General features: G+C 74.1%; 16 protein-coding genes. 9 read left to right on the forward strand and 7 right to left on the reverse strand.

Going from position 1 to position 21,322, the window contains the following annotated elements; all coding sequences use genetic code 11:
- Window positions 1-13: 13 nt before the first annotated feature.
- On the reverse strand, window positions 14-937 hold the full coding sequence (locus ACFPL3_RS30820) for a DUF5996 family protein (protein ID WP_343942661.1): 924 nt from the start codon (window positions 935-937) through the stop codon (window positions 14-16).
- 310 nt (window positions 938-1,247) lie between these two features.
- On the reverse strand, window positions 1,248-2,969 hold the full coding sequence (gene oxc, locus ACFPL3_RS30825; protein WP_343942662.1) for an oxalyl-CoA decarboxylase: 1,722 nt from the start codon (window positions 2,967-2,969) through the stop codon (window positions 1,248-1,250).
- A gap of 249 nt (window positions 2,970-3,218) precedes the next feature.
- Here oxc and ACFPL3_RS30830 point away from each other — a divergent pair, with 249 nt between their 5' ends.
- Both ACFPL3_RS30830 and ACFPL3_RS30835 read left to right on the forward strand, forming a co-directional pair.
- The gene (locus tag ACFPL3_RS30830) at window positions 3,219-3,899 is read left to right on the forward strand and encodes a nitroreductase family protein (RefSeq protein WP_343942663.1); all 681 of its coding nucleotides are present in this window, start codon (window positions 3,219-3,221) and stop codon (window positions 3,897-3,899) included.
- Window positions 3,899-5,464 carry an acyl--CoA ligase family protein gene (locus ACFPL3_RS30835; protein WP_343942664.1) on the forward strand — a complete coding sequence of 522 codons (1,566 nt, stop codon included), beginning with the start codon at window positions 3,899-3,901 and terminating at the stop codon, window positions 5,462-5,464. The genes ACFPL3_RS30830 and ACFPL3_RS30835 overlap by 1 nt, the downstream gene beginning before the upstream one ends.
- A gap of 16 nt (window positions 5,465-5,480) precedes the next feature.
- Here ACFPL3_RS30835 and ACFPL3_RS30840 read toward each other — a convergent pair whose 3' ends face one another.
- From ACFPL3_RS30840 to ACFPL3_RS30860, 5 genes are all read right to left on the reverse strand, one after another.
- Window positions 5,481-5,801 (reverse strand): TetR-type transcription factor C-terminal domain-containing protein, encoded by a 321-nt coding sequence (locus ACFPL3_RS30840; RefSeq protein ID WP_343942665.1) that lies wholly within the window; start codon window positions 5,799-5,801, stop codon window positions 5,481-5,483.
- 337 nt (window positions 5,802-6,138) lie between these two features.
- Window positions 6,139-6,663, reverse strand: coding sequence for a hypothetical protein (locus ACFPL3_RS30845; protein ID WP_343942666.1), 525 nt, complete (start codon window positions 6,661-6,663; stop codon window positions 6,139-6,141).
- Window positions 6,664-6,713: 50 nt separating this feature from the next.
- Entirely contained in the window at window positions 6,714-7,919 is a 1,206-nt protein-coding gene (locus ACFPL3_RS30850) for a serine hydrolase domain-containing protein (RefSeq protein ID WP_343942667.1), read from the reverse strand.
- Entirely contained in the window at window positions 7,916-10,180 is a 2,265-nt protein-coding gene (locus tag ACFPL3_RS30855; RefSeq protein WP_343942668.1) for an FUSC family protein, read from the reverse strand. The genes ACFPL3_RS30850 and ACFPL3_RS30855 overlap by 4 nt, the downstream gene beginning before the upstream one ends.
- Before the next feature lie 156 nt (window positions 10,181-10,336).
- Window positions 10,337-11,161 (reverse strand): PaaX family transcriptional regulator, encoded by an 825-nt coding sequence (locus ACFPL3_RS30860; protein WP_343942669.1) that lies wholly within the window; start codon window positions 11,159-11,161, stop codon window positions 10,337-10,339.
- A gap of 183 nt (window positions 11,162-11,344) precedes the next feature.
- Between ACFPL3_RS30860 and ACFPL3_RS30865 the strand changes: the two genes are divergently transcribed.
- From ACFPL3_RS30865 to ACFPL3_RS30895, 7 genes are all read left to right on the forward strand, one after another.
- Entirely contained in the window at window positions 11,345-12,691 is a 1,347-nt protein-coding gene (locus ACFPL3_RS30865) for an MFS transporter (protein ID WP_343942670.1), read from the forward strand.
- A complete protein-coding gene (locus tag ACFPL3_RS30870) occupies window positions 12,688-13,500 on the forward strand; it encodes a fumarylacetoacetate hydrolase family protein (RefSeq protein WP_343942671.1) in 813 nt (270 codons plus the stop codon). Before ACFPL3_RS30865 ends, ACFPL3_RS30870 begins: the two co-directional genes overlap by 4 nt.
- A gap of 3 nt (window positions 13,501-13,503) precedes the next feature.
- Window positions 13,504-15,072: an FAD-dependent monooxygenase gene (locus ACFPL3_RS30875; RefSeq protein WP_343942672.1), complete on the forward strand. Its 1,569-nt coding sequence runs from the start codon at window positions 13,504-13,506 to the stop codon at window positions 15,070-15,072.
- The gene (locus tag ACFPL3_RS30880) at window positions 15,069-17,135 is read left to right on the forward strand and encodes an acetate--CoA ligase family protein (RefSeq protein WP_379589816.1); all 2,067 of its coding nucleotides are present in this window, start codon (window positions 15,069-15,071) and stop codon (window positions 17,133-17,135) included. Before ACFPL3_RS30875 ends, ACFPL3_RS30880 begins: the two co-directional genes overlap by 4 nt.
- Entirely contained in the window at window positions 17,107-18,798 is a 1,692-nt protein-coding gene (locus ACFPL3_RS30885; RefSeq protein ID WP_343944800.1) for a (2,3-dihydroxybenzoyl)adenylate synthase, read from the forward strand. Before ACFPL3_RS30880 ends, ACFPL3_RS30885 begins: the two co-directional genes overlap by 29 nt.
- Before the next feature lie 44 nt (window positions 18,799-18,842).
- Complete coding sequence (locus tag ACFPL3_RS30890) at window positions 18,843-19,427, forward strand: TetR/AcrR family transcriptional regulator (protein ID WP_343944801.1); 585 nt, start codon at window positions 18,843-18,845, stop codon at window positions 19,425-19,427.
- 110 nt (window positions 19,428-19,537) lie between these two features.
- Complete coding sequence (locus ACFPL3_RS30895; RefSeq protein WP_343944802.1) at window positions 19,538-21,286, forward strand: vWA domain-containing protein; 1,749 nt, start codon at window positions 19,538-19,540, stop codon at window positions 21,284-21,286.
- Window positions 21,287-21,322 lie beyond the last annotated feature (36 nt).

Consider the following 21,322-nt stretch of genomic DNA (forward strand, 5'->3'; position numbering starts at 1 on the left):
CCACGACGATCGCTCAATTCCACCGGTGGGGATCGTCCTCCAGCGCGGCGCGGTCCCAGGCGCCGAGGTCCGCGGCGGCGGCGTAGGTGGTGTGGAGGAACTCGGCGACGGCGCGGTCCGGGTCGGGCGCGGTGCGGGCGGCCTCGTAGGGCAGCAGGAACTGCTGGAACTTCTCGCTGAAGTACGCGCCGTCGGGGCCGACGGGTTGGTCGGCGAAGCCGTCCGGTGCGGGGTAGGCGTAGGAGTAGAAGGCGCCTTCGTCGCCGCCGCCGGGCCAGAACCCGCAGCTGGACAGTTCCCGGGAGTAGCCCTCGACCATCACCCAGTCCCCGCAGTTGGGCACCCCGCCGGGGTGTGGGGGAGCGGGCCTGCCGGAGAAGCGCGTGCAGGCGAGGTCGAACGAGCCCCAGAAGAAGTGGACCGGGCTGACCTTGCCGACGAAGTGCGACCGGAACTCCCCGATGATCCGGTTGGCCTGCAGCAGCTGCCGCCAGAACAGGGTGGCGGCCTCGCCGTCGTAGGAGGCGTGGTCGTGGTCGTCGGGGAAGGGGATGGCCGGGTCGACCTCGTTGGGGCGCGGCCGGATCGGTGCCTCGATCCCGAGCCGGTCCAGCTCGGCCATGAGCCGCGCGTAGAACTCGGCGACCGGCATCGCGCGCAGCGGGAGGCCGCCGGTGCCGCCGTCGCTGCTGCGGATCTCGAGCTGCCGGCCGAGGAAGTCGAACTCGATCTCGAAGGCGCCCGCCCCGTACGGGATGGCCGACGTCGTCAAACCGCGGGGGCTGACGTACAGGGGCACCTGCCACCAGTGGTTGAGCAGCGGGGCGTGGGCCATGCGGATCTTGCCGACGATCTGGGTCCACATGTGCAGGGTGTCGCGGGTGGGGGTCCAGTCCGCCACCCGCAGGCTCGGCCAGGCCGTCGTCGGGCTGCTCATCGGTACTCCGGCGGTGCGGGTGGGGTGGCTCACCTTCCGAGTGTGCGCCGCCGCGGGCTCCCGGCGCATCGGCCGGTCAATCGGTCGATCAGGGTTCGCCGCCCCCGCCTGCGGCTTGATCGGCGGATTGGCACGTTTCCCGACGCCAGGTGTCGGGTTTCGCACCATGGCGGTGATCATGGGCCTTGGTGCCGCGAGTTCCGCTGAACCCGCCCGCCCTCGTGCAGGTCCCGTCCCCACGCCGTCGCCTGCCCCGCGGTGCCTGCTGTGCCGGCCGAGCACCGCAGGCAGGCCGACGTGTCCGCCCGGCTCACCGCTTCGCGCCGAGCCCCTTCGGGTTGAGGTGCTTGATGTTGCCGGACTCGGTGCCGTCGGCCGGGTCGATGATGCAGTCGATCAGCGCGGGCTTGCCTTCCGCGAGCGCCTTGCGCAGCATCTCGTCGACCTGGTCGGGGGTGGTGGCCTGGTAGCCCTTGCCGCCGAACGCCTCCATCAGCCGGTCGTGGCGCGCACTCAGGTACGTGGGCGCCGGGTCACCCGACGGGGACGCCTCGTCACCGCGGTACACGCCGCTGTTGTTGAGCACCACGGTGATCACCGGCAGGTCGTACCGGGCGATGACCTCGGTCTCCATCCCCGAGAAGCCGAACGCCGAGTCGCCCTCGATGGCGATCACCGGCTGCCCCGTCTCCACCGCGGCCGCGATGGCGTAGCCCATGCCGATGCCCATCACGCCCCAGGTGCCGGAGTCCAGGCGGTGGCGCGGCACGGACATCGGGATGGTGTTGCGTGCGAGGTCGAGGGCGTTGGCGCCCTCGTTCACGAGGTACACCTCCGGGTGCTCCGCGTACACGTCGCGGATGGCCTGCAGCGCGCCCAGGAACGTCATCGGCTGCGCGGTCTTCGCCGCCTCCAACCGCTTGGCCATCTTCGCCACGTTCGCGGCGGACTTCTCGCCCAGCGCCTCGCGCCACGCCGTCGGCACCGCGATCTGCCCGGGCTTCGTCCGCTCCGCCAGCGCGTCCATCACCGAGCCGATGTCGCCGACCAGCGGGGCGGCGATCGGCTGGTTGGAGTCCATCTCGTTGGCCGCGATGTCGACCTGGATGAACTTCGCGTCCGGGCTCCACTGCGGTGCGTCACCGTGTCCCAGCAACCAGTTCAGCCGGGCCCCGACCAGCATCACGACGTCGGCCTGCTTCAACGCCAGCGAGCGGGCGGTGGCCGCCGACTGGGGGTGGTCGTCGGGCAGCAGTCCCTTGGCCATCGACATGGGGATGTAGGGGATGCCGCTCGACTCCACGAACTGCCGGATCGAGTCGTCGGCCCGGGCGTACGCCGCGCCCTTGCCCAGCACGATCAGCGGGCGCTGGGCGCCGGCCAGCAGGTCGACGGCGCGGTCGACGGCCGCGGTGTCCGGGATCTGCTTCGGCGCGGGGTCGACCACCTCCCAGAGCGAGCTGTCGCCCTTCTCCTTGTCGATGATCTCGCCGAGCACCGCGGCCGGGATGTCCAGGTACACCCCACCGGGCCGGCCGCTCACGGCGGTGCGGATCGCCCGCGCGATGCCGCGCCCGATGTCCTCGGCCCGCGACACCCGGTAGGCCGCCTTGCAGAGCTGCCGGGCGACCGCCAGCTGGTCCATCTCCTCGTAGTCACCGCGCTGCAGGTCGACGATGTGGCGCTCGCTGGACCCGGAGATCTGCACCATCGGGAAGCAGTTGGTGGTGGCGTTGGCCAGCCCGACCAGGCCGTTGAGGAAGCCCGGCGCGGAGACCGTGAGGCAGATTCCCGCCTTCTGGGTCAGGAACCCCGCCGCCGCGGCCGCGTGCGCCGCGTCGCTCTCGTGCCGGAACCCGATGTAGCGGATCCCGGACGCCTGCGCCAGCCGCGCCAGGTCCGTGATGGGGATGCCGACGACACCGTAGATCGTCTCGACCCCGTTCAGCTTCAGCGCGTCGACGACCAGGTGGATCCCGTCCGTCAGGGCGGGCTCGTCGTCGGGTCCCGCTTCGGCTGCCGTGTCGGTCATGGCTCGAGTCCTCCTGGGTGTCGGTTCCGCTCTCTGCCGCTGCAACATGACGCGGCATGATTGTATGCAGTACACAGTGTTCGAGGAGAGGGTCAAGGCCGAGATTTTTTGGACACGCCCGCGAGCAGCGGCGATGCACCCACGCCACGAGCGGTCCCGCGGGGTCGCGGGTTGCGGTGCCCGCGGACGAGGATGGGTTCTCGTCCCTCGTCGTGACGGCCGGGACGCACCCGGGATCGGAGGAGATGCGTGACGGCGGAATCGAGCGAGGCACCGGAGCGGGCGCTGGACGTCCTGGGCGCCCTGCACTCCACCCCGGCGCGGCGCTACCTCGCGCCCGACCCGATCCCCGAGAGCGTGCTGTGGGCGATCCTCGACGCCGCGATCCGCGGGCCGTCGGGCGGCAACGCCCAGGGCTGGGGCTGGGTCGTGGTCACCGACGACGAGATCAAGCAGCGGGTGGCCGCCTGGTACCGGGAGAACTGGGAGGCTGCCTACGGCAGGCGTCGGGAGGAGTTCCTCTCCGGCGCCCCGACCGGCGGCCTGAGCAGGCGGGGGTTCCTCGGGGCCGACCACCTGGCCCGCCACATCCAGGAGGCGCCCGTCTGGGTGTTCGCCGTGCTGCGCGACGCGGCCGGGTCGACGAACCCGCGGACCGGCTCGTCGATCTACGGTGCGGTGCAGCAGCTGTGCCTCGCCGCGCGCGCGTACGGGATCGGCACCTCGCTCACCACGCTGTACGGCGGGCACGAGGACGAGCTGCGTGAGCTGCTCGGCCTGCCCGCCGACGCGCTGACGATGGCGCTGGTGCCCATGGGCTACCCGGCGAAGGGGCGCTGGGCGCAGCCGAAGCGGCGGCCCGTCGAGGAGGTCGTGCACTGGAACCGCTGGGGCGTGCAGCGCTCCCGCGGCGCGGAGGGAGGAGCCTGATGGCAGGCGAGCTCGATGCCCTGTCGTTCGAGCCGCTCACGCCGGTGTCCTACCTGGACCGGGCGGCGGCCGCGCACGGCGACCGGGTGGCGGTGGTCGACGGGGATCGCAGGTGGACCTACGCCGGGCTGCACGAGCGCTGCCGGCGGCTCGCCGGTGGCCTGGTGGGGCCCGCGCGGGGCAGGCCGGTGGCGGTGCTGGCACCGAACACGCACGTGCTGCTGGAGGCGAGCTTCGGGGTGCCGTGGGCGGGGGTGCCGCTGGTGGCGATCAACACCCGGCTGGCCGCTGCCGAGGTGGCCTACATCCTCGAGCATTCCGAGGCCGCGGTGCTGGTGCACGACCCGGCCTTCGACGAGCTGGTGGACGCCGCGCTGGCCGGGTTGCCGGACCCGCCGGAGCGCATCCGGGCGGGGGAGGAGTACGAGGCGCTGCTGGCCGGCGCCGAGCCCACCGCGATCCGGCCGACCGACGAGCGCGGGCTGCTGTCGATCAACTACACGTCGGGTACGACCGGGCGGCCGAAGGGCGTGATGTACCACCACCGCGGCGCCTACCTGCAGGCTCTGGCGATGGTGGCGCACACCGGCCTGTCCCCGTCGGCGGTGCACCTGTGGACGCTGCCGATGTTCCACTGCAACGGCTGGTGCTTCCCGTGGGCGGTCACCGCGGCGGCGGCCACCCACGTGTGCCTGCCGAAGGTCGATCCCGAGGAGGTGTGGCGGCTGATCCGCGCGGAGGGCGTGACCCACCTCGAGGGCGCTCCCACGGTGCTGTCGATGCTCGCCTACGCCCCGCAGGCCGGGCGCCTGGACCGCACGGTGAAGGTGGCCACCGGTGGTGCGCCGCCGTCGCCCGCGATCCTGCGCCGGATGGGCGAGCTCGGCTTCGACGTCACGCACCTCTACGGGCTCACCGAGACGTTCGGCCCGGCGATGATCTGCGACTGGCGCCCGGAGTGGAACGACCTGGACCCGGCAGCGCAGGCGCGGCTGAAGGCCCGCCAGGGCGTCGGGAACATGATCGCCTGCACCGCGCGGGTGATCGCCGACGACAGCAGCGACGTGCCCGCCGACGGCGCGACGATCGGGCAGATCGCGCTGCGCGGCAACAACGTGATGCTCGGCTACTTCAAGGACCCGGACGCCACCCGGGCCGCGGCGCCGGACGGCTGGTTCCGCACCGGCGACCTGGGAGTGCTGCACCCGGACGGGTACGTGGAGCTGCGCGACCGGAGCAAGGACGTGATCATCTCCGGCGGCGAGAACATCGCCTCGGTCGAGGTGGAGCAGGTGCTCGCCGACCACCCCGCGGTGCTGGAGGCCGCCGTGATCGCGGTGCCGGACGAGAAGTGGGGCGAGGTGCCGGCGGCGTACGTGACGCTGCAGGAGGGCGCGTCGGCCACCGAGGAGGAGATCGTGGAGTTCGTCCGCGGCCGCCTGGCCCGGTTCAAGGCGCCCAAGCACGTCGTGTTCGGCGAGCTGCCCAAGACCTCCACGGGGAAGATCCAGAAGTACGTGCTGCGCGAGAAGGCGTGGGCGGGCCGGGAACGGCGCATCCAGTGAGCGGCGCGCCGTCGGCTCAGGACGCGCCCACGATCCGCAGCGCGAACTCGGTGTGCTGCCAGGCCACCTCGTTCTCCGACAGCTCGCCGTCCTCGCGGTACCAGGCCGAGACGCCCATCCCGAGGTCGAGCACGGCGTACGAGGCCAGCCGCACGGATCCGACCGAGAACCGGCCCGCGTCGACCCCCTCGCTGATGAGTGTCCGGAAGCCGAGTTCGTACTCTGCGCGCTGGGCGAGCACCGTGGCGCGGTGCGGTTCGACGAGGCTGCGGATCTCGCCGTTGCCGACGAACGCCTCGAGGCGGTGTCGGGCGTGGAAGCGCACGTGCGCGTCCACGGCGCGCGGAACCGCTCGACCGGACTGTGCACCGGTTTGACCGGATGGCGGCTAACGCGGTGTAGCTACATACGAGGACCCCGGTCAAGGGCGCCTTCGGCGTCGCTGCGCGAGCGCTTCGCGCCCCTGACTCGCGAGCCTCTGCGGCCCCTACGGCAGGCTCCGCGGGCAGGCCGGGGGCCTGCCTGACCTGGCGCGCGGCGCCACCAGGAGGCTGTCCCCCCAGGAGACGGCGGATCTCGCCCCCCGGGGCGCAGAATTGCCACCTGCGGGCCCATGATCAGAGAGCTGGCGCATTCACGGGTCGATTTCGCCCGATAATGCGCCAAAGCCCTGATCATGCCCGCGGGACCGGACTCCGGTGGCGCCGCGCGGGGGTGCGATGCCGACGAGGCGGGCGCTCTCGTCCCACAGCCGGTCGCAGCGCGCGACGTCGGTGGTGTGCGGTGCCGTGGTGACGGCCGTGCGCTCGACGCCAGCAGGCGACGCCGAAGACGGCCGACCCGAAGATCAGCGCGGGCACCCACAGCACCCGTGAGGTGGCCGGGCCGCTGTCGCCCGCGAGGCGCTCGGCCGCCTGGATCGCGCCCTGCCGTTGCCGCTCGTCGAGCAGCACCACCGCGGACGCCACCGCCGCGGCGGCCCGGCAGCCCCGGCCCTCGGCGGTCCGCTCGGCGAGCGCCGCGGACGTCCGGGACGTGCGCGGCAGCCGGAAGAACGCCGCCAGCACGGCCAGCAGCGCGACGCCGACGCTCGTGGCCAGCCAGTCCCACTCGCCCTCACCCCGAAGGTGAGGGCCACGGTCGCGGCGAGCGCCGTGCCCAGCAGTGCCGCCCGGTCGACGTCGCCGAGGGTGGACCACGGCGCGTCCGCGTCACCGGGCACCGGCCGGCCGACGCTCACGACGACGGGTCAGCTGCCGGTGCCGTACAGCTCGCCGATGATCGTCCTGGCCATCTCGGCCGCGGGGTCGCGTCCGTCCGGGGACGGGGCGAGCGACGTCCAGACCACCACCGTCGTCCTGCGTTCCGGGTCGTACCCGGCGAAGGTGTTGAACCCGGGCAGCTCGCCGGTGTGCCCGTAGAACGGCCCGAACCGGGCGAGCGCGAGGCCGTAGCCGGGCCCGTCGGGAGCCGCGGGGTCGATCGGCTGGATGCTGTTCAGCCGTGCCTCCTGCAGCGCCGGGCTGAGCAGCCCGCCGCCGACCAGTGCCTCGACGTAGCGGGCGAGGTCGTCGGTGGTGGAGATGCCCGCCCCGGCGGCCCACGCCCACGACGGGTTGGTGTTGGTGACGTCGAGCGGGGCCAGCGTGCCGTCGCGGGCGGCCTCCTGCTTCTCCGGCGACAGCACGTTCGACTCGGCGGTCTCGACGTTCGTGCCGTAGGTGTAGCCCTGCGGGTGCGGGTCGGGCAGCAATGCGGACGTCCGGGCGGGGAAGGACGACCCGGTCATGCCGAGCGGGTTGAGGATCCGACCCTGGATCTCGGTCTCGAGCGGGTTGCCGGTGACCTGCTCGACGATGCGTCCCAGCAGGGCGGTGTTGGTGTTGGAGTAGTAGAAGCCGGCGCCGGGCGGGAACTGCGGCGGCATCGCCAGGCCGATCGCGATCAGCTCGTCGGGCGAGAACACCGTCGCGGGCGCGGTGTCCATGGTGCGGCTCAGCTCGATCGAGGTCGTGTAGTTGCCGAGGCCGCTGCGCATCGTGAGCAGCTGCTCGATCGTGATGTTCTGGCCGTTCGGCACGTCCGGCCGGTAGGTCGCGACCGGATCCTCCAGCCGGAGCGCGCCCTCGTCGACGAGCTGGAGCACCACCGTGCCGGTCCAGGTCTTGGTGACGCTGCCGATGCGGATGTGGTCCTCGGCCCGCACCGGTTCGGTTCCGCGGAACGTCCGGGTGCCGATCGCGGTGGTCCAGTCCCCGAGGTCGGGGGACCGCACCTGGGCGACCAGGCCGGTCACGAGCATGTCCCGGGCGAGGCGTTCGAGCTCCGGCTGCAACGTCTCCGCGTAGGCGGGCAGGCTCGCGCCGGACGGGGGAGGTGGGGCGGGTGGCGCGGCGCACGCGGCCGTCACCAGCACGGCCGCAGCGGACAGGGCGGCGATGACGCGCGAGATCATGACCGGTCCTCCCGCGGTGCGCTCGACCTGCGGACGCTAGCGCCGCCGGCGTCCGGCGGTGTACCGGCGAACGGACGCTCTCGGCCCGGCGAACTGACGGCCACGTGGAGCCGGTGCACGTCGTCCGCGAGGCCGTGCACCCAGCCCCACACGTCCACCACCCGCAGCGCGTCGGAGGGCGCGCGCCCGTAGTCGGCGACGGGCGGGTGCGGGGAGAGCCGCGCGTGCACGGGGCCGCTCTCGTCGGGAGGTGCCGCGCCCGCGGTGGCCAGTGCGGCGGCCGTGACCTGCAGGTCGTGCGCCACCACGGTGGCCGCGTCGATCAAGGCGGCACCGACCGCGGGCCACGGCAGCGGGTCCGGTTCCGGGTAGCGGCCCCGCAGCAGGTCGGCGTCGTCGACCAGCCGGTGGCTGACCCCGAGCACCGCCAGCCAGTCGACCTCCCGGCCGACCGAGGCGGGCGCTCCCTCCGAGCGGAACTGGGCGTGCGTCGCGTCCAGCAGGGCCAGCAGCTTCGGCAGGTCCGCGCGTTGCCGCGCCGGTTCCCCGGTGAGCAGCCGCGCCGTGGCGACGACGCCGTCGGCGCCCGCCCGCAGCAGGGCCGCCGCACTGCGGCGCACCTCGCCCGCGCCGCCGCGGGGCCACACCGCCGCGCCGATGAGCGCGCCGATCAGCCCACCGAGGATGACGTCGATCATGCGGGTCTCGGCGAGGTGCCACGACGAGGGCGCGAGCTGGGCGAACACCACCGCGATCACGACCGTGAACCCGGCCTGCCCGGCCGCGGGGCCGAGCAGCGGCCCGGCCGCGAAGCCCACGATCATGATCAACGGCAGGAACCAGGCGTAGATCTCGGTGCGATCGCCCACCGCGACGAGCAGGACACCCGCGAGGACGGCGCCGACGGTCACGCCCGCGAACGCGGGGCCCAGCGCCGCGCGGCTGGCCACGAGGGACGTGCGCATCAGGGTCAGCGTCGCCAGCATCACCCAGAAGCCGTGGGTGATGTCCGGCAGCCCGGCGATGACCCGGGCCGCGGCGAGCCCCACCGCGAGCCGCACCGCGTTCTGGAAGTAGACAGAACGCGGGGTCAGGTGCACCCGCAGCCTGCGCAGCCACCGCTTCACCGGCGAGTAGTGCAGGTAGGCGAACGTGACCGGCGCGATCCCGCCCAACGGCTCGGGATCCGCGATGCCCAGGGCGGCCCGGGTGCCCACCACGACCGACCGCGTCGACTGCGCGACCATCACGGCCTCCGCGCCGACGCGCAGATGCCGCCGCGAGATGCCGTCCCGCGCGGCCAGGATCGCGGCACGCCTGCTCAGGAACCCGGCCAGCGCGGCGTCGAGCGGTGCGATCGCGGGCGCGGGCCCCGTGCCGCGCAGCGCGGGCGCGCACGCCTCGAGCGCGTCACCCGCGGCCCCGACGAGGCGGGCCACCGCGTCCCTCGCCTGCGGGCCGAGCGCGGGGTCGTCGAGCAGGGCGACGAGGTCGGTGAGCCGCGCCGTGACCGACTGGAGCGCGATCGCGGCGACGCCGAGGCTGCGGTCGCGAACGCCCGGTCCGACGGGCCGTTCGGCGCGCGGCACGGTGTCGAGCCGCAAGGCCTCGACGGCATCCAGCGCGGCGGCGACACCCGGGCCGAGCCGGGCCCGCACCTCGGCGTCGCCGGTCGATGCGGCGACGGCGGCCGCGTACCGGCCCACCGGCTCCGTCGCGCAGGCGAGGCGGTCGGCGAAACCCCGGGGTGCCGCGGCGGGCCACAGAACCCGGTCGGCCGCCGCGAGCAAAACGATCCCGATCACGACCCCGGCCAGGCGGTCCGGCAGCGAGCCCGGGTCGTAGGGCGGGAAGCAGGGGAGGATGTAGAACAGCTGCAGGCCGTTGGCCAGCCCGGCGATCCGCGGACCGCCCACCGTCGAGAACGCCACCGCGAAGCCGACGAGCAGCATCCCCGCCGCGGCGGCCCAGACGTCGACCGCGAGGACCGTGCCGAGCGTGACGAGCACCAGCCCCACCGGCAGCGCGCCGAGCAGCAACCGGGTGCGCTCGGACGGGGCCCCGTCCACGTCGGACAGGAGGCCGAGGGCGATCGTCCCGAACAGCGCGTAGAGCGCGACGACGGACTCGCCGAGCAGGTAGTGGCACAGGTAGAAGCCGACGCACGCGGCCACGGTGACGCGCGCGGCGCGGCGCAGCGCGGCGAACCGCGGGTCGTGGCGGCGCAACCACGGCCGCACCCCGGTGCTGACGGCAGGCATGGCCATCACCCCCGTCGTGGAGCGAGGCACACCACGGTGGCGCAGCGGGCGGCAGGCGTCCAGCCCCCGCTCCCCGAATGCCGGCATGGTGGCTTTGCTGGCGCATTACGCCAGTAAAGCCACCATGCTGGCGTTTCACTCTCCCGCCGCTCGGAGCTATCCCGCAGCTTCGTCCGGCATCGCGGCGGACCGTGTCAGCGCGTCCACGCAGGCCTCGGCCGGGCCCCGCAGGAGGCCGTGTGCCTCGAGGAACACCTCGTGGGCCTGTCGGCCGTTCCACCCTTCGGGGAGCAGTTCCGGCGGGAGGTCGGGATCGCGGAACGGGAACCGCCGGTAGTCGTGGATCAGCTTCATCCGCTCGACCAGGGCGTCGGCCCCCTGCAGCTCGCCCGCCCGGTAGGCCGGGAGCCGGGGACGGTAGGTCGCGAGCAGGCCGGCGTACGCCCGGTCGAGCTCGGCGAGGTCCCAGCACCGGGCCGCGACGTCGCGGTCCTCCTCGACACCCGCCGAACGGGACCGGAAGACGTCGAGCCGCACGGCGGGTTCGCCGGCGAACGCCGTGCGCACCTGGCCGGTCCGGTCGTGCGGGCTCAGCCACACCGCCGACGACAGCGGGCCGAACCCGAACCACGCCAGCTTCTTGCGCAGCTGTTCGCGCAGGCCCCGCTCGGTCTCCGGCACCGAGTAGAGGACCATGTGCCACTGGCCGTCCCAGGGCCCCTGCGCCCGGTGGAAGATCCGCTCACGCCCCTCGTCGAGGAGCGCCCACGCGGCGTCGGTCAGGGCGTACACCGTCTCGCGGCCGTCGCGGCGGCTCGAGAGCCAGCCCTCCTTGCGCAGGCGCGTCACCACGACCCGCACCGTCGACTCGGGGACGTCGAAGCAGTCCATGAGCGACACCAGGCTGCGCAGCCGCACCTCCCCACCGCGGTAGCGCAGGTAGTCGCCGAACAGGTCGAAGACCAACGATCGCGCCTTCACCCACAGCACCTCCCGCCGGCACACGCAGACGGCGCGCCGCCCCCAGTGTCACACCACTGCCGACAGGCGCCACCACCCCATAAATGTTTCATGCTCTAGACGGTCGTCGTCATCTCGTTGTAACTTGTGCGGGCCAGTCGCCATGACGGCGACGTGTGCGTCCCAACGAGGAGCGTGGTGCTCGTGTCACAGGCGACAAGCCCAGCTGCCCGACCCGGCCTCGTCGTGGTGGCCCTGTGCTTCCTGACGATCGTCTTCGACGGCTACGACCTGATCGTCTACGGCTCGGTCGTCCCGAGCCTGCTGGCGGAACCCGGCTGGAACATGGGCCCTGCGCAGGCCGGCGCGATCGGCAGCTACGCCCTCGCGGGCATGCTCCTGGGCGCCTTGGGCGCCGGTGCGGTCACCGATGCGCTGGGCCGTCGCCGGATCATGCTCGTCGGCATCACCTGGTTCTCGGTGCTGATGCTGGGCTGCGCCCTCGCGCCGACCCCCGGTGTGCTGGGCCTGCTGCGCTTCCTCGCCGGTCTCGGGCTCGGCGGCGTGATCCCCTCGGCGATCGCGCTCACGGTCGAGTACGCACCGCGGGGTCGCCGCCAGCTCTACAACGCGCTCATGTTCGCGGGGTACTCGGTGGGCGGTGTGCTCGCCGCGGTGATGGCGCTGCTGCTCGTCGTCGACCACGGCTGGCGCCCGCTGCTGGCGATCGGGGCGGCGCCGCTGGTGGTCGTGCTGCCGCTGGCGTGGCGGTTCCTGCCCGAGTCGGTCGGATACCTGCTGGCGAAGGGGCGTGACGACGAGGCGCAGGCCCTCGCCGCCCGCTACGGCCTCGACCTGCCCGCGATGCGCGCCGAGCGCAGCGCCGCCACGGGCACGGCGGGGCCGCGGGCGCTGTTCCGCCCGGGGGTCGTCGGCGCCACCCTGATGTTCGGTGCCGCGAGCTTCTGCGGGCTGCTGCTGGTCTACGGCCTCAACACCTGGTTGCCGCAGATCATGCGCCAGGCCGGCTACCCGCTCGGGTCCGCCCTGACGTTCCTTCTCGTGTTGAACCTCGGCGCGATCGTCGGCACCGTCGCCGCCTCGGTGCTCGCGGACCGGTTCGGCCCCAAGCCGGTCACCGCGGCCGCCTTCCTGCTCGCCACCGCCTGCCTGGTGGTGCTCAGCCAGCGGGTCGACACGTGGCTGCTGCTCGTGGCGGTGGCCGTGGCGGGCCTCGGCAGCGTCGGCACCCAGATCCTGGTGAACGGCTACGTCGCCGTGCACTACCCGGCCTCGGTGCGGGCCACGGCGCTCGGCTGGGCGCTGGGCGTCGGGCGCGCGGGCGCGATCGTCGGCCCGCTGTTCGGCGGCTGGGTGCTGGCGTCGGGGATCGGGTTCGAGTGGAACTTCTACGGGTTCGCCGTGCCCGCGCTCGCCGGTGCGGTGCTGATCGCCCTGGTCCCGCGCGCGGGCGGGCACACCGCACACCCCGACGACCCCGTCCCCGAGGCGCCAGGCCTCGTCCCCAGTGCACGTGAGGAGCGCCCGTGAGGCTCGCGACGATCAGGACCGCCACCGGCACGGCCGCCGTCCGGGTGGACGAGGACGGCGCGGTCGAGCTGGGCGCCGCCGACCTGGGGGAGTTCCTCGCCCGGCCGGACTGGAAGGCGACGGCGGCCGCCGTCGGCGGGGCCCGGCACACGCTGGCGGGTCTGGACTACGCACCCGTCGTCCCGCGGCCGGAGAAGATCGTCTGTGTCGGCCTGAACTACCGCACGCACATCCTGGAGATGGGCCGCGAGCTCCCGGAGCACCCGGCGCTGTTCGCGAAGTTCGCACGGGCGCTGGTCGGCGCCCACGACCCGGTCGAGCTGCCGGTGGGCTCGGAGCAGGTGGACTGGGAGGCCGAGCTCGGTGTCGTCGTCGGCGCGGAGGTCCGCTGTGCCGACCCGGAGGAGGCCGCCGCGGCGATCGCCGGCTACACGGTGGTCAACGACGTCACCGCCCGCGACTTCCAGTACCGCTCCGTGCAGTGGCTGCAGGGCAAGACCTTCGAGCGCAGCACCCCGGTCGGGCCGTGGCTGGTGACCGACGCGCGTCCGGGCGAGATCTCCTGCGAGGTCGACGGCGACGTGGTGCAGAAGGCCGACACGGGGGATCTGGTGTTCGCACCCGCCGACCTGGTCTCCTACATCTCGCAGATCATCACGCTGGTGCCCGGCGACATCATCGCCACGGGCACCCCCGGCGGGGTCGGGCACGCGCGGAAGCCTCCGCGGTACCTGGCCGAGGGGTCGGAGCTGGTCACACGGGTGGAGGGTGTGGGCGAGCTCCGGAACACGATGACGAGGGGGCGCTGAGACATGCGGATCGCCGTCGCGGGGGGTGGCCCGGGTGGGCTGTTCCTCGCCACCCTGCTCCGGCGGGCCGCGCCGTCGGTCGAGGTCACCGTGTTCGAGCGGAACCGGGCCGACGACACGTTCGGTTTCGGCGTGGTCTTCTCCGACCGCACCCTCGCCGGCATCCACGAGGCCGACCCGGTGCTGCGCCAGGCGCTCACCGAGCACGGCAGGCACTGGGACGAGATCGAGGTCCGGCTCAAGGGCGAGCGGATCCGGTGCGGTGGCAACGGCATGGCCGCGATCGTGCGGCGCACGTTGCTGGCGCTGATGCAGGCCCGCGCCCGTGACGTGGGCGCCGAGCTGCGGTTCTCGACCGAGGTCGGGCTCGACGACCTCGCGGGTTACGACCTGGTCGTCGCGGCCGACGGGACCGGCTCGAAGATCCGTGAGCGGCTGGAGGCCGATCTCGGGGTGGAGGTCGAGACCGCGACGGCGAAGTTCATCTGGTTCGGCACCGACTACCTGTTCGACGGGCTGACGTTCGTGCACGAGCGCAGCCCGGACGGGGTCTTCGCCGTGCACGGCTACCCCATCTCGGACGAGGTGTCGACCTTCATCGTGGAGACCGACGAGGCCGCGTGGCGGCGGGCCGGGCTCGACGAGTTCGACGTGACGCGCCCGCCGGGGGAGAGCGACCTGCTCTCCAAGGAGTACCTGGAGAAGCTGTTCTCCGACCAGATCGACGGGAAGCGGCTGCTGGTCAACAACTCCCGGTGGGGCAACTTCCGCACCCGCCGCACCCGGCGCTGGCACACCCTGCACCCGCGCCCCGTGGCGCTACTGGGCGACGCGGTGCACACCGCGCACTTCTCCGTCGGGTCGGGCACGAAGATGGCGATGGAGGACGCGGTCGCGCTCTCCCGCGCCCTCGCCGCGCATCCCGGCGACCTGCCTGCCGCGCTCGCGGAGTACGAGGCCGCCGCCCAGCCGTCGGTCCGGAAGATCCAGGACTCGGCGCGGCCGAGCCTGGCGTGGTGGGAGCACTTCGGGCGCTACCACGACGAGTTCGAGCCGTGGCAGTTCGCCTACCACTTCCTCTCCCGGTCGATCACGGACTCCCGACTCGCCCGGCGCGACCCGGGCTTCGTCGCCGCGAGCCACGACGGGTGGGTCTCGGCTCATTGCGCGGAGCCGCTCGAGACGCCGTTCCAACGCGGCGGCTGGTCCACGCCCGGCCGGCTGGTGACCGTGACGACCGCCGACGGCGTGCCGACCGCGGTGGCGGGCGGCCTGCGGCTCGCCACCGAGCCGCAGGCCGGTCCGTGGGGAGCACCGGTCGCCGCCCCGGCGAGCGAGGACGGCCTGCCCGGCGTGTTCGCGCGCCTCGACGAGCTCGTTGACCTGCAGCCCGTGCTCGTCGCGGTGCACGGCGGCACGGCGCTGACCCGCACGCTGGTGTGCGAGCAGGCCCGCATGCACAACCGGCTGCCCGCGCTGGTCGTCGACACCGGCGAGCGCGAGGGCCTGGCCGATCGCGCCCTGACCACGGTGCTGTCCGGCCGGGCCGATCTCGTCGGAGTCCCCGCATGAGCCGTACCGGCCTCGACGCGCTGTTCGCGCCGAAGGGGATCGCCGTCGTCGGCGCCTCCCGCAGCCCCGGCAAGCTGGGCGCCACCCTGGCCCGCTCGCTGCGCGGCTTCGCGGAGAAGGGCGGGCACCTCGCCCTGGTGAACAGCCGCGACGACACCATGTACCCCTCGGTCCGGGCGGCGGCAGGCGCCGGTCCGGTGGACCTCGCCATGGTCTGCGTCCCGGCCGCGGCGTGCGCAGGCGTGCTGGCCGAGGCCGCCGACGCGGGCGCCCGCGCCGCGGTCGTCTGCGGGGGTGGGTTCGCCGAGGCGGGCGGCCCTGGCGTCGGCCACCAGGAGGAGCTCGCGGCCGTGGTCGCCGCGACCGGGCTGCGCCTGCTCGGCCCCAACACCAGCGGCTTCCTCGCCCCCCGGGCCGGGGTCACGGCGAGCTTCGTCCCCGGCGTCGCGCAGGTCCGGCCCGGCCGGGTGGCCGTCGTCGCCGCGAGCGGTGGGGTCAACCACGCTCTGGCCTTCCTGCTCACCGAGGCCGGGCACGGCGTCAGCCTCGCGGTGGGCCTGGGCAACGCCGTCGACGTCTCCGCGCCCGACGTCCTCGGCCACCTCGCCGGTGACCCGGAGACGGCCGCGGTCGCCCTGCACGTGGAGTCCGTCGCCGACGGGCCCCGGCTCGTCGACGCCGTGCGCAGGCTGTCCGCGCGCCGGCCCGTCGTCGCCCTGGTCGTCGGCCGCCACGACATCGGCGCCTTCGCCGCCTCCCACACCGGAGCGCTGGCCACCTCCTGGCGCACCACCCGCGCGGCACTGGCCCAGGCCGGAGCGGTGCTGGTGGACGACGAGCGCGAGCTCGTCGACGCCGTCGGGGCACTCGCGGTGGCCCGGGCGCGGCCCGCCCCTGACCCCGGGGTCGGTGTGGTCACCGCGCAGGCCGGGCCGGGGCTGCTCCTGCTCGACGACCTGCGCGGCCGCCGCGCCCGCGTGCCCGAGCTCGCCGGGCCCACCCAGGAGGCGCTCGCGACCCTGCTGCCGCCGCTGACCTTCCAGCGCAACCCGGTCGACACCGGCCGCCCCGGGCCCGAGCTGGGGCGGGTCTTCCACGCGGTGGCGTCCGACCACCAGGTCGACGTCATCGCCGGGTACGCGCTGCACGAGCCCGACGCGGTCGACCTGGTCGCCGCCGTGCGTGCCGGCCGGGTGGCGGACGTGCCGGTCGTCCTCGGGGTCGGTGGCACCGGGGACGACGTCGTCCGCGCGCGCCGCGACCTGCTCGCCGCGGGCGTCGCCGTCGCGACCGATCCGCGCGGCGTCGCGGCCGGGGTCGGCGCGCTCCTCGCCGACGCCCGGGTGCGGGCCCGGGGGCCCGGGGCCGCCGCACCGCGGCGGGTGCCGACCGGCGTCGGGGGCGCGCACGACGAGGACCGGGCCAAGGGGTTGCTCGACCGGCTGGGCATCGGCACGCCGCCGCGCCGGGCATGCGGTTCGCGCGCGGAGGCGCGCGCCGCCCTCGCCGAGCTCGGCGGTCCGGTGGCGGTCAAGATCCTCGACGCCGCGGTGCTGCACAAGACCGAGGTCGGGGGCGTGCACCTCGGGATCGCCGGTCCGGCCGAGCTCGACGCGGCCCTCGACCGGCTCGACGCGATCGGCGCCACCCGCTACCTCGTCGAGCGGATGGCGCCCGCGGGCGTCGACCTGGTGCTCGGCGCCCGCCGCGACCCGGTGTTCGGGCCGATCCTGCTGCTGGGCCTCGGCGGCACCACCGCGGAGGCACTGGCCGACGTCGCGATCCGGCTCGCCCCGCTCACCCCGGAAGAGGCCGCGGAGATGCCGGCCGAGCTGGCCGGGCACGCGCTGCTCGACGGCTGGCGCGGCGGGCCCGTCCTCGACGCCGCCGAGCTCGGGCGCACCGCATCGATGCTCGGTGACCTGCTGGTCGCCAACCCCGCACTCGACGAGATCGAGGTCAACCCGCTCCGAATCACCCACGACGGCCTCGTCGCGCTCGACGCCGTCGTCCTGGCAAGGAGGCCGACCGAGGATGCCGACACCGCCCACCCCGATCAGTGACCACACCGTGCCCTGGCCCGACGACGTCGCCGCCGGCTACGTCGCCAAGGGGTACTGGGCCGGCGTGCCGCTCGGCACGTTGCTGCGGGAGGTCGCCGACAGCCACCCGGACGCCCCGGCCCTCGTCGACGCCGCCACCGGAGTTCGGCTGACCCACGGCGAGCTGGCGCAGCGCGCCGACGCCGCCGCCGCGCGGCTGCTCGACCTGGGGGTCAGCCGTGGCCACCGGATGGTGGTGCAGCTGGGCAACGGGTGGGAGTTCGTGGTGCTCACCCTCGCCTGCCTGCGCGCCGGCGTCGTCCCGGTGATGGCGCTGCCCGCGCACCGCCGCACGGAGCTCGCCTACCTCGCCCGCCACGCCGAGGCCACCGCGATCGCGGTGCCGGACCGGATGCACGACTTCGACCACCAGGCGCTGGCCCACGAGCTCGCCGACGACGTCCGCGAGGTCACCGGCGCCCCCTGGCACGTGCTGGTCGCAGGCGAGGTCGCACCGGGCGGCGTCGACCTGCGGGTGCTCTGCGGGCCCGCGGAGGACCCGGAGGCCGACCGGGCCCGGCTCGACGCCGGGGCATCCGGCAGCCGCGACGTCGCGGTCTTCCTGCTGTCGGGCGGCACCACCGGCCTGCCGAAGCTGATCGCCCGCACCCACGACGACTACGCCTACAACGCCCGCCGCAGCTCCGAGGTGGCCGGCATCGACGCCGGCACGGTCTACCTGGTGAGCCTGCCCGCCGGGCACAACTTCCCGCTGGCCTGCCCCGGCATCCTCGGCACGCTGCTCGCGGGCGGCCGGGTCGTGATGCTGCCCTCGCCCGAGCCGGTGCGGGCGTTCGCCACGATCGCGGCCGAGGGTGTCACGCACACGGCCGTGGTCCCCGCGGTCGCAAGCCGCTGGCTCGACCACGCCGCCGCGCACGGGTCCGACCAGGTCACCTCCCTGCGGGTGCTGCAGGTCGGCGGCGCGCGCCTGGCCGACGAGCTGGCCCGCCGGGTCCGCCCGGTCCTCGGCACGACCCTGCAGCAGGTTTTCGGGATGGCCGAGGGGCTGCTCAACTACACCCGCCTCGACGACCCCGAGGACGTCGTGTGCACCACCCAGGGCCGCCCGATGTGCCCGGACGACGAGGTGCGCCTGGTCGACGAGCTCGACCGGGACGTCCCCGACGGCGAGCCGGGCTCGTTGCTCACCCGCGGTCCGTACACCCCGCGCGGCTACTACAAGGCCGCCGAGCAGAACGCCCGGGCGTTCACCGAGGACGGCTGGTACCGCTCCGGCGACATCTGCCGCCGCACGCCGGAGGGCAACCTGGTCGTCGAGGGCCGCGACAAGGACATGATCAACCGGGGTGGGGAGAAGATCTCCGCCGAGGAGGTCGAGAACCTCGTCTACCAACTGCCCGCCGTCGCCCAGGTGGCCGCGGTCGCGATGCCCGACCGGGAGCTGGGCGAGCGGGTGTGCCTCTACGTCGTGCCCAGGCCCGGGGCCGCGGTGACGCTCGAGGAGATCCGCGCGGCGATGCAGTCCATCGGCGTGGCGCGCTTCAAGCTGCCGGAGCACCTGGTGCTGGTCGACGAGCTCGCCACCACGAAGGTCGGCAAGATCGACAAGAAGGCGCTGCGCAGCGACATCGCCGAGCGGCTGGCCGCGGCGTCGGCGTAAGCCGCCGCGTTGACTGAATATATAGACCGGTCTAGCTTTTCGGCATGGTCACGGCCAAGGGTGCGCAGACGAGCGCGCGACTCGTGGAGACGATGCTCGAGCTGATCCAGACCCGCGGTTACGCGGGAACCGGGCTGAACACGCTGATCGAGCAGTCGCAGGCGCCGAAGGGGTCGCTGTACTTCCACTTCCCGGAGGGCAAGGAGGAGCTGGGGGTGCGGGCCGTCGAGCTGGCGGCCGAGCAGTTCCGCGCCCTCGTGGCGGACGCGGCGTCGTCGGCGGCCACGCCCGGAGAGGTCGTCCGGCGCGTGGTCGAGGTGCTGGCCGAACTCCTCGCAAGCAGTGACTTCCGGCTCGGGTGCCCGGTCTCGGTGGTCACCCTGGAGATGGGCGCGCAGAGCGAACGCCTGCGCGAGTCCTGTGCGGGCGCGTTCGACTCGTGGATCACCCCGGTGGCCGCGTACCTCGCCGCGAACGGCAGGCCGGAGCCGGTCGCGCGGGCGCTGGCGACGGCCGCTGTCAGCGCCGTGGAGGGCGCGATGATCGTGTCACGGGCACAGCGGAGCGTGGAACCGCTGCGCCACACCGCCGACGCGCTGGTCACGTTGCTCGACGGACCGGTGTCGTGAGCAGACGCCTGCGCGTCGGCATCGCCGCGTTCGCCTGTTCTCTGCCTGTACTCGGGTTCGCGCCGGGTGCCGCGTCGGCGCAGGCCCCGCCGCCGGAGCCGGCGCCCACGATGGTCGTGCTGGACGCCTCCGGGTCGATGACGGGCGCCGATCCCGGACGCGGCACGAAGATGGACGCGGCGAAGCACGCCGTGCACGCGCTGCTGGACGCCGCCCCGGACGGTGCGCCGATCGGGCTGGCGGCCTACGGGACCGGCACCGGCAACTCCGACGCCGAGCGCGCGCAGGGGTGTCAGGACGTGACGGTGCTGCACCCGCCGAAACCGCTGGACCGCGCCGGTCTCGGGGCCGACGTCGACGGTCTGGTCGCGCGCGGCTACACGCCGATCGGGCGCTCGCTGCAGGTCGCGGCGGAGCAGCTCCCGCAGGAGGGGCCGCGCTCGATCGTCCTCGTCTCCGACGGCGTCGACACCTGTGCCCCGCCCGAGCCGTGCGACGTCGTGCGGACGCTCGCCGGCCAGGGGGTCGACCTCGTCGTGCACACCGTCGGGTTCGGGGCCGACGAGGCGGCGCGTGCCCAGCTCGCCTGCGTCGCCCAGGCCACCGGCGGCACCTACACCGACGCCCCCGACGCCGACGCGCTGCAGCGGGTGCTCCCGCGGGTCACCCGCTCGGCGATGCGGAACTACCAGCCGGCGGGCACCCCGGTGACCGGCGCAGCCACCGTCGTCGCAGCCCCGCTCACCACGCCGGGGCAGCACCTGGACACGATCGGGCAGCACGAGCAGCGGTTCTACGCCGTCGACGTCCCGGCGGGCGCCACCGCGTACGTCAGCGCCACCGTCGCCTATCCGCGGCTGGAGGGCGTCGGCATCACCGACGACTTCAACGTGCTCCAGCTGCAGACCTACGGCGGGACGGGCGAGAGCTGCAACCAGTTCGAGAGCGAGCAGACGGGCGACTCGAGCTCCGGGGAAGTGCTGACCGTCGCCACGACGTGGACGGGCGCCACCGAGCAGGACACCGGCGACGGGTGCACGGGCGGCGGTCGCTACACGTTCGGCCTCACCTGGGACGTCGTGTCCGCCGGCGTGCCGGAGCGGCTGCCGGTCGAGCTGCTCGTGGCCGTGGAACCGCCGGTCGCCGACGCCGGGCCCGCCGCCGTCCTCCCGGAGCCGGTGTTCACCGAGCGGCCGGGCCCGGCGCTGCCCGTCGCGGGGGGCGGCTCGTTCAACGTGGCCGCCGAGCTCCCCGGCTCCGGGAGCTACACCGACTCGGTGCAACGCGGGGAGTTCGTCTTCTACCGGGTGCGGCTCGACTGGGGGCAGGGGCTGGCCTACCGCGTCCGGTTCGCCGCGACCCCGGGCAACGGCCTCGACAACCTCTCACCGGTCTCCACCGCGGCGTACACGCCCACGCGGCAGGAGATCCTCTCCGACAACCTGGCCTACACCGGCGACGCGGAGGTGCTCCCCACCGACGCGGCAGCGGAGACCACCGCGCGGGTGCGCTACGCCAACCGCGAGGCGGACACGTACGAGTACCACGCCCAGAGCGTCGCGGGCGGCTACTACATCGCGGTGCACATCGGCCCGACCGAGGAGAAGCCGGGTGCCGCGGTGGCGGTGCCGATCCAGCTCGACGTGGCCGTCGTGGGCGATCCCGAGCCCGGCCCGCGCTACGCCGCCGTCGCCCCGGCGCCCGGGGAGCCGCCCTCGGCGGCAGCGCCTGCCGGCCCCGTGAGCACCCGCACCACGCTCACGCCCACCGGGTGGGCCGTACTCGCCGGTGGGGGCGTGGTGGCGGCGCTCGCGATCGCACTCGTCATACGGCGACGTCGACGTGCCGGACGCGTCTGAAAGGACTGCTGGAACCGCAGGAGGGGGGAATCGTGT

The organism is Pseudonocardia zijingensis, from assembly GCF_042657305.1.
In the GTDB taxonomy this organism is placed as follows: Bacteria; Actinomycetota; Actinomycetes; order Mycobacteriales; family Pseudonocardiaceae; genus Pseudonocardia; species Pseudonocardia zijingensis.